Annotated in this window: 10 protein-coding genes and 1 pseudogene; all 11 read left to right on the forward strand. The window is 51.0% G+C overall.

Annotated features, from left to right (window positions below; all coding sequences use genetic code 11):
* Nucleotides 1-153, forward strand: a pseudogene (locus Q0Y09_RS13285) (ImmA/IrrE family metallo-endopeptidase); the annotation flags it as partial.
* A gap of 114 nt (nt 154-267) precedes the next feature.
* Complete coding sequence (locus tag Q0Y09_RS11405; protein WP_297721691.1) at nt 268-810, forward strand: hypothetical protein; 543 nt, start codon at nt 268-270, stop codon at nt 808-810.
* A gap of 316 nt (nt 811-1,126) precedes the next feature.
* Nucleotides 1,127-1,567: a sigma-70 family RNA polymerase sigma factor gene (locus Q0Y09_RS11410; RefSeq protein WP_009259955.1), complete on the forward strand. Its 441-nt coding sequence runs from the start codon at nt 1,127-1,129 to the stop codon at nt 1,565-1,567.
* Between the two features lie 710 nt (nt 1,568-2,277).
* Nucleotides 2,278-2,652, forward strand: coding sequence for a type II toxin-antitoxin system PemK/MazF family toxin (locus Q0Y09_RS11415; protein WP_021630225.1), 375 nt, complete (start codon nt 2,278-2,280; stop codon nt 2,650-2,652).
* 63 nt (nt 2,653-2,715) lie between these two features.
* A complete protein-coding gene (locus Q0Y09_RS11420; protein ID WP_050810461.1) occupies nt 2,716-3,408 on the forward strand; it encodes a hypothetical protein in 693 nt (230 codons plus the stop codon).
* Nucleotides 3,409-3,424: 16 nt separating this feature from the next.
* Nucleotides 3,425-4,174: a metallophosphoesterase gene (locus Q0Y09_RS11425; protein WP_007487960.1), complete on the forward strand. Its 750-nt coding sequence runs from the start codon at nt 3,425-3,427 to the stop codon at nt 4,172-4,174.
* Nucleotides 4,175-4,335: 161 nt separating this feature from the next.
* Nucleotides 4,336-4,803, forward strand: coding sequence for a DUF4313 domain-containing protein (locus Q0Y09_RS11430; protein ID WP_006873640.1), 468 nt, complete (start codon nt 4,336-4,338; stop codon nt 4,801-4,803).
* 230 nt (nt 4,804-5,033) lie between these two features.
* Nucleotides 5,034-5,351, forward strand: coding sequence for a DUF6429 family protein (locus Q0Y09_RS11435; protein WP_195446649.1), 318 nt, complete (start codon nt 5,034-5,036; stop codon nt 5,349-5,351).
* Nucleotides 5,338-6,390 (forward strand): virulence RhuM family protein, encoded by a 1,053-nt coding sequence (locus Q0Y09_RS11440; protein ID WP_006873638.1) that lies wholly within the window; start codon nt 5,338-5,340, stop codon nt 6,388-6,390. Before Q0Y09_RS11435 ends, Q0Y09_RS11440 begins: the two co-directional genes overlap by 14 nt.
* Before the next feature lie 211 nt (nt 6,391-6,601).
* Complete coding sequence (locus Q0Y09_RS11445; protein ID WP_006873637.1) at nt 6,602-8,110, forward strand: DNA methylase; 1,509 nt, start codon at nt 6,602-6,604, stop codon at nt 8,108-8,110.
* Nucleotides 8,107-8,529, forward strand: coding sequence for a hypothetical protein (locus tag Q0Y09_RS11450; protein ID WP_006873636.1), 423 nt, complete (start codon nt 8,107-8,109; stop codon nt 8,527-8,529). Before Q0Y09_RS11445 ends, Q0Y09_RS11450 begins: the two co-directional genes overlap by 4 nt.
* Nucleotides 8,530-8,702: the final 173 nt, after the last annotated feature.

Consider the following 8,702-nt stretch of genomic DNA (forward strand, 5'->3'; position numbering starts at 1 on the left):
GCTCTCCTCATGCCCCTGCCTCAAATCTAAAGAAGTTTTTACCGTTTGCGTGCAGGCAGAAGCAATGAGCAGCTGGTTGCGGAAATGGCTCAGATCTTCCAAGTCTCCAAGCAGGCCATGCGTATTCGGTTGGAAACACGCAATCTCATATAAGTTTGGTACGGCAAGCCCCCCTCCTGAGAGAGGGGCGCAGCCGCACCAATGTTCACAGGCTTTGTTATATGCATTTTGTTCGCAGTTTAGCGAACATGGGAGGAGGAGAATGGCATGAGAAAAGAAAGTTCCACTTTGCAGAAATGTAAAAGGCAGATGGCGACCCTTGGATTTGACAGCCAGCTGGCCTATCACCGGGTAAAGCTGATTTTGAAAATCTACCGGGATGTGGTGTGGGTCCTCAGTGAGCGGGTGGAGGAACTGCATGAGTATGCCTGGGAGCTGGGCGCTCAGGACGCTGATACCGGGCTTATCTATCTGCAGAGCTTCGCCCCGGATATGGACCTGCAGGAGTTTGAGGAACGGGTCTGCTGTGTGATAGAAAACCGAATGCTGGTGGATGTAATCGACCGTGCCCTTCTCCGCTTGAAACGATACCCTGACCGGGGTGAACTTTACTATGAGATCCTGACCAAACAATTTATCCACCGTTTCAACAGCACAGAAAGGGATCTGCTGGATGAGCTGAATATGGAGCGAAGCGTATTCTATGACCGGAAGCGCGAGGCGATCTTCTTATTGTCCCTCTGCCTTTTTGGTTATGCTGTGCCGGAACTTCAGGAAGAATTGGAGATGCCCCGACTTTATCCCGACTGATTCCCGATAAAAAACCGACGAAATCCCTACTCCCTTCCGACTTTGCCTCTGCTATACTCAGTACAGTGGCAGGTATGCACAAAAATGAATAGGACCAGCTGACAAGGGCCGGGACGCTGTAAAGTGTCCCGGCCCTCTGTATTCCTGCCGCAATATGGCGGCGGGGATCGGCCGGGGATGCAGAAATGCGTCCCCGGCTATTTTTCTGCCCGGCACTGGGAGGGCCGGCATGGGCTGGGAGGCTTATATCGCCAAGTACCCCTGATTTCAAGATTTTGATTCGCCATCAAAATCTTGAAATTTGGAGGAAAGGCACATGGAATCCAACGGGAAGTTTACCCTTATTGTTTTTAACACCTGCACTCAGGAATATGAGGAAGTCATAGTGACAGAGGAGGTCTATCGTACTTACTGCAGAACACGGTGGAATATCAAGGACAACGATCAGAGCTTTTTTGACCATGAGATCCAGACGAGTGGGATGATCGGAAGTCAGGATGGCGCCTATGAAAATTTCCGGGAGTTTATTGACGCCATCAACACTCCGGAACACATCATCCTTGAACAAATAAAGAAAGAGGCCCTGTACCAAGCGATCTCAGCGTTGCCTGCTGCGGATCAGGCATTGGTACAGGGGTTGTTTTTTAAGGGACAAAGTGAACTTGACTATGCAAGAGAGATTGGCGTTTCACAGCCTGCAGTGCATAAACGGAAAGTCCGTATTCTCAAGTCTTTGAAAAAACTTTTAGAAAATTGAAATTGGAGGGTTATTAAAATGCCGACATCTTCCCCTATACAAGCGAGAAGGAAATGCTTCTCACTTGTTCCTTGAAAACCGAATATCCGATTGTCTGAATACTTTCCTGACGGGGCCCCTGCTGGACAGGGGCAAGCGACGCTGGAGGATGCGCGAAAACCACCTGTAGAGGTTCTGGTACAGGCTGCAAACGAAGTCACCTATACATTTTTGTTCGGTTATGACAGCCTGCCAGATTTCCCCTCTATCAACGACGGCCAAATAAGGTGCCAAGCGGGTCCATCCGTCCAAAAAACAGCCTGTGGCAAGCTGTATCGCAATGACTCCGCCAGGGATAATGATACTTCCGTCCAGTCACAGCCCCCACCGAAATGGGGATCAAGCAATGAGGGCGGCCGACAGAGATCCTGCCGGGGGTGAGAGTCCCATGACGCGGTGAAGCCAGCCGCGGTTCAGATGGTCGCCCTACGGAGCCAGCGCCAGTGGCGCAGGCTTTTGCGCTTGGGGAAGTAGTGTCGAATACGAGCGCAGCAGAAGACAACACAAATGTGAAGTCTTAATATCAGAAGCTATGGGGATCGCTTCTGTCCAAAACCCGTTTACTGACCGGAACATGCCGTATGAGCAGCCATTCCAACCAGATGCGGGAGATGCGGAGGCGGTCCCTATTTTTGTGATATTAAGCCCAATATGCTGAGGAGGTGTATTCTGTGAAAACATATTGCAGACAGGAAATCAGCCGTGGTGACATTTACTATGCTGACCTGCGGCCAGTCATCGGGTCTGAGCAAGGTGGTATCCGTCCGGTACTCATTCTGCAGAACAATGTGGGCAACCGCCACAGCCCCACAGTGATCGCAGCCCCCATCACCAGCAAGATGGGAAAACCGCGGCTGCCTACACATGTTTGTTTGAATAGGCAAGCGAATGGATTGAGCTGTGGTTCCGTTATCCTTTTGGAGCAACTTCGCACTATTGATAAGTCCAGGCTCAGAGAGCGCGTTGGAGCATTAGACACCTCCGAGATGAAACAGATTGACTGGGCGCTTGGGGTCAGCGTCGGTCTGGCGGAAGGATATCGGTAGAATAGGTCAATTTATGAACATTTATTCTGTTGGTATTGGTGAATAGATGTTGCCGCCTTACTTGTGGTATTGTTTGAAAAAGCACTTGGAATAGGAAAACGAGGTGAAGCAAGAGTGGAGTACCGAAAAGTTTACTTCCGGATTCGCAGCCGCTATCAGTTCGATTCCGGCTGGCCGGCTGAGACTGACGCCGCCAAATTTCATGAAGAAAGCCGCAGCCTGTTCCAGAGTGTGGGCTGGGATCTACAGCCCGGTGGGGACAGCACATCTGATACCGTTACGAAAGGCTGGCAGGAGTTATACCTGCATCCGATGAACTTTAGTGGTATTATAGAGATGGACGAGATCCCAGCCATCCAAGAACTACTGAAGGATGCGAAATCGTTCTGCTGCTATGGCTTCGACTGCTACGAGAGGTATTGGGATATTACCGATGAGGAATATCTGGCACAGTTGGAGACCAAGCGCGAGGAGATCACACATGAAATTCTGGAACGGTGCCGGACAAAACGGAAAAACCTGTATATCACAGGCCCGGTTGCTTTAAATGTCGCTCAAAAGTTCTCTGTACACAGGCTCTGTGATAAAGAAGGCAAGCATAATCTTGCCAACCGCTTCGTGGGCGAACTGATGGAGCAGCTTGTTCAAGATGGCCTGCTGGTGACAACGAAAACCAGAAACGGTCTTGGTGTCCGCACGGCAACCGATGCAGAAATTAGCTCCCCACTGCCAGGGCAGCAGCAAATGACCCTGTAAATCGAGGTGCGATGGAATGGCAATTTATATTACGGGTGATACTCACGGCGACTTCCAACGCTTTGGGAGCAAATACTTCCCACAGCAGAAGGAGATGATCTGGGAGGACTATGTGGTCATCGCGGGTGATTTTGGAGGACTGTGGGATGGAAGCCAGAAAGATCAATATTGGTTGGACTGGCTGAACAAGAAGCCCTTCACCACCCTGTTCGTGGATGGGAACCATGAGAATTTTGACTTGCTGAACACTCTACCAGAAAAAGAATGGAATGGCGGACGGGTCCATGTGGTGCGGGAGCATATCCTGCACCTTATGCGGGGACAGGTCTTCGACTTCGGCGGCCTCACCTGGTTCACAATGGGCGGTGCGGCCTCCCATGATATTCAGGATGGAATTCTCGATCCAGCCGATCCGGACTTCGAACACCGGTATTGGCTGATGCGTCGGATGCGGTCCATGTTTCGGGTCAAGGGGGTAAGCTGGTGGGCCGAAGAAATGCCCAGCCAAGCAGAATATCAAGAAGCCCTGGCAAACTTGGAACGGGTCAACTGGACGGTAGACTGTGTTCTCACCCACTGCGCTCCCAGCGGTGTGGTGCAGAAGATCAATCCATCCTATGGAACGGATGAACTGACGGACTTTCTTGAAATGGTCAGCCAGCGGTGTAAATTCGCTTACTGGTTTTTCGGCCATTACCATGAGAATCGAATCATAGATCAGAAATACATCCTCCAGTGGGAAAAGATATCTGAACTGGGTTTTTAATCGCAATGGATCAGGGAGTGGGTAACCAGCATTCCCTGGTCTTTTATTCTGAACGGATTGGAAGACGCCAAAAGAGCAAAGAGATAGGCTACACAAAGGGGAAAAAGCGATTTTACATATATGGTAGAGCATAGGTGATATTTTGTTATCAGGAGGAAAAAATGACATTTGAAATTAAAGATTATTTTGAGACGCCCGTTATATTGGAGCCGAGGGTGGAATTGTACACGGTTTATGATTTTATGGGCAAAGAACTGCCTGGCCTTGCGATTGTTCTTGATATGCCTATCCAAGGAGCAGATGAGAAAGAACAGTTCGCTATTCTTACAAAATCTTTTGGAGAATTTATTGGCTTGAAAAACAGTGCATATGTCGATATAAACAACTGTCCCTTTGCGCCGCAGCTGCTCAATCGTGGATTTGCTAAAGATACTGGGCTCTACAAAGAAAGTGGGTTCTGCTCCTACCCTTTATGGACATTTGATGAAACCGTTCTGAAAGAAACCGGCGGTGAGAAGTACGAGAGATACGCACGGGCTTATGACGAGTATATGGAGTCCTCTTTTATAGGAATGATGGGTGCGGAAGATGAAACAGGCGAAGAAATATGTACAGGAATGATGATGTAATAAGTCCATAATACAGTCCGTGGCTGGACTGAGGAATACCAAAAGGCTCTGGTGAACTCGGAATGGGTCAACTGGACAGCGGACTGCGTTCTCGCCCACTGCGCTCCCAGCAGCGGAGTAATGACGCATACGGAGTGGCCCGATGTATATCCCGGAATGATTGTGGAATAGACGAACAGCCCGTCCTGTGATATGATGGTAGTAAGTCAAAAAGATTGGAGGACAGGCTAATGCCGGAAAAACAGAAGAAAACCATTCGGGAATTGACCCTCATGCTGATGTACCTGACCTCCTGGGAGGAACGGGATACACCGGAAATGCGGGCGGTCAAGAAGAAGGAACTGGAAAAGTATCCCCTTGTCCGCCGATGCTGGAAGGGCTATGACCACGACCTGCTGGACAAACTTTCAGAGGAAGGGCTGATCAACGCTGCCGGGCGAACCTATCCCGCCCTCATCACACCGGAGGGAGAAGCCGAAGCTCGGAAACTGCTGGCCCAATATGGAATTGATACAGAAGAAAGAAGGCGTCGCAGTGCGGAACGATAAACAAGAACAGGCGATCCGATCCAGCGCAGCGGAATACCTGACCTTTGTGGCCGCTACCGGTGACAGTACAGAGAGCATGGAAATGCGCTATGAGGATGAGAATATCTGGCTGACCCAGAAGATGATGTCGGCCCTCTATGATGTGGATGTTCGGACAATCAATGAGCACATCCAGAAGATCTATGAGGATGGTGAGCTGACAGATGAGGCAACTATCCGGAATTTCCGGATAGTTCAAACTGAGGGCTCCCGTCAGGTTAGCCGCCAGGTGAAGCACTACAATCTGCAGATGATCATTGCGGTTGGATTCAAGGTCAACAATGACCGGGCGGTCCAGTTCCGCAAGTGGGCCAATACCATCGTTAAGGACTACACTATTCAGGGCTGGGCCATGGACAGTGACCGGTTGAAAAACGGGGGTAGTGTACTTACCAAGGAATACTTCGACCACCTTCTGGAGCAGATCCGGGAGATTCGGATGTCTGAACGCAAGTTCTACCAAAAGATCACCGACATCTACGCCACGGCTCTGGATTATGATAAATCAGCCAAAACCACACGCCTGTTTTTTTCCGAGGTACAGAACAAACTCCACTGGGCGATCCACCGTCATACTGCGGCGGAGTTGATCGTGGAGCGAGCCAACGCTGAAAAACCTCACATGGGCTTAACTTCCTGGGAGCAGTATCCAAACGGAAAAATACAGAAGTATGATGTGTCCATTGCTAAAAACTATCTTTCCAGAGAGGAACTGCAGGCGCTGGAACGCATTGTGACCATGTACCTGGACTATGCGGAATACCAGGCAGGCCGCCATATCCCTATGACCATGCAGGACTGGTCACAGCGGCTGAATCGCTTCCTGGAATTCAATGAGCATGAGATCCTCCACGACACCGGCCGGGTGACGCATGAGATCGCCAAAGCCTTCGCAGAGAGCGAGTTTGAAAAATACCGGATTGTGCAGGATCGCATGTTTGAAAGCGACTTCGACCATTTCCTTGCCTTGGAGGAACAAGCAGAGAGAAAGAATGACTGACAAAAGAGAGCCGCCGGTTTCCAGACTGGCGGCTCTCTTTTACAGTTGCGGCAGAAAGATGGAGGCATATCGCTTTAGGAATCACAGCATTCTGTGCTGGTTTTCCAATGGGTACAAGATGGTGTTTTTTCACAATAGAACGACCAGAACAAATGTGCTATAATGACTTTGAAAATGTGTTGGAAGATAAAGAGGAAGGGGTGACCGAAGCATGAAGGAGCGAACCTACATTTGCTGTGATCTAAAATCGTTTTACGCAAGTGTGGAGTGCATCGAGCGTGGGCTGAATCCACTGGACACCAACCTCGTGGTGGCGGACCTGAGCCGCACTGAAAAGACCATCTGTCTGGCGGTCACACCTTCCCTGAAGGCTTATGGCATTTCCGGCCGGGCCAGGTTGTTTGAGGTGATCCAACGGGTCAAGGAGGTCAATAACCAACGGCAGCGGAATACCCCTGGCCGGCAGTTCACCGGCGCTTCCTCTCACGACCCGGAGGTACGGCGAAATCCTTCCCTGGCCCTCGACTATATCGTGGCTCCACCCCGGATGGCCCACTATATTGACTGGAGCACCCGCGTCTACAGCGTTTACCTCAAGCATGTGGCGCCGGAGGACATCTACCCATACAGCATCGATGAGGTGTTCATCGACGCCACCAGCTACCTGCAGACCTACCATCTGTCGGCCCGTGAATTTGCCCGGAAAATCATCCTCGACATTCTGCAGACGACCGGTATCACTGCTGCTGCGGGCATTGGGACGAATCTGTATCTGGCCAAGGTCGCCATGGACATTGGCGCGAAGCATGTCCCCGCCGATGAATACGGCGTCCGCATCGCAGAACTGGATGAGATGGGCTATCGCCGCTCCTTCTGGACCCACCGTCCGCTCACCGACTTCTGGAGGGTTGGAAAAGGCTATGCCGCCAAGCTGGAGGCACACGGCCTGTACACCATGGGAGATATTGCCCGGTGCTCCATCGGCAAATCCACGGACTACCACAACGAGGAACTGCTCTATAAACTGTTTGGTGTCAATGCGGAACTGCTCATCGACCATGCCTGGGGCTGGGAACCCTGCACCATTGCGGACATTAAGGCATACAAACCAGAAAACAAGAGCATCGTCTCCGGGCAGATCCTGCAGTACCCATACCCATTTGAAAAGGCAAGGCTGGTCATCCAGGAGATGGCCGATGCACTGGCGCTGGAATTGGTAGATAAACGGCTTGCGACCAACCAATTGGTTCTCACGGTCGGCTATGACATCGAAAACCTCAAGGGTACAGCCTACACCGGAGAGGTCACCACAGACCGTTATGGGCGCAAAATTCCCAAGCATGCTCATGGTACAGTCAATCTGGACGGATATACCTCCTCCGGCGAGGAGCTGCTCAAGGCAGCCACCAGCCTGTATGACCGGATTGTAGATAAAACCCTGCTGGCCCGCCGGCTGACCCTCTGTGCCAATCACCTGCTGGACGAGTCTTCTGTGCCGGAGGATCTGCCGGAGCAGATCGACCTGTTTACCGACTACTCTGCAAAGGAAAAGCAGAAAAAAGAGGCTGACGCCGCCCACGCACGGGAGAGAAAACTCCAGGAAACCATGCTGGGCATCAAAAAGCGTTTTGGCAAGAACGCCATCCTCAAAGGGCTGAATCTGGAGGACGGCGCCACAGCCAAGGAGAGAAACACCCAAATCGGAGGCCACAAAGCATGACCGGACCATATGATGATATCATCAACCTGCCGCACCCTACCTCAGCCAAGCACCCGAGGATGCCGCTCTCAGATCGTGCGGCTCAGTTTGCGCCCTTCGCGGCCCTGTCCGGCCACAGCGCCGCCCTTGCGGAAACGGCCCGGCTGACTGACCAGCGCATGGAGTTGGATGAGGACGCAAGGGCAGCCTTGGACTTAAAACAGCAACTGCTATTGGAGCGGATCAAAGAGCGGCCGGAAATCACGGCGACCTGGTTCCAGCCTGACGAGAAGAAAGACGGCGGCCGGTATATCGTATCAACCGGGAGGCTGAAAAGAATCCATGAGGCGGATCAGGTATTGATTCTGGCTGATGGCTTAAGGATACCGATAGGCGACATCGTTGAACTGGAAAGTGAGTGCATTCGGGGGCTTCTTTGAGAGAAATTGAAAAGCTGTGTACAGTGTTTGCGCCAACATACGACTAAATTTATAAGTTAAAACTGATAAAATTAGATTATATCAGTTGATTTTCAGTTGTAAATGGGATATACTGAGGTCAACGATAGAAAGGAGGCGCTCCAATCATGATCAAACGAGAACTGTATATGAAC

The organism is Intestinimonas sp., assembly GCF_026169115.1.
In the GTDB taxonomy this organism is placed as follows: Bacteria; Bacillota; Clostridia; order Oscillospirales; family Oscillospiraceae; genus Intestinimonas.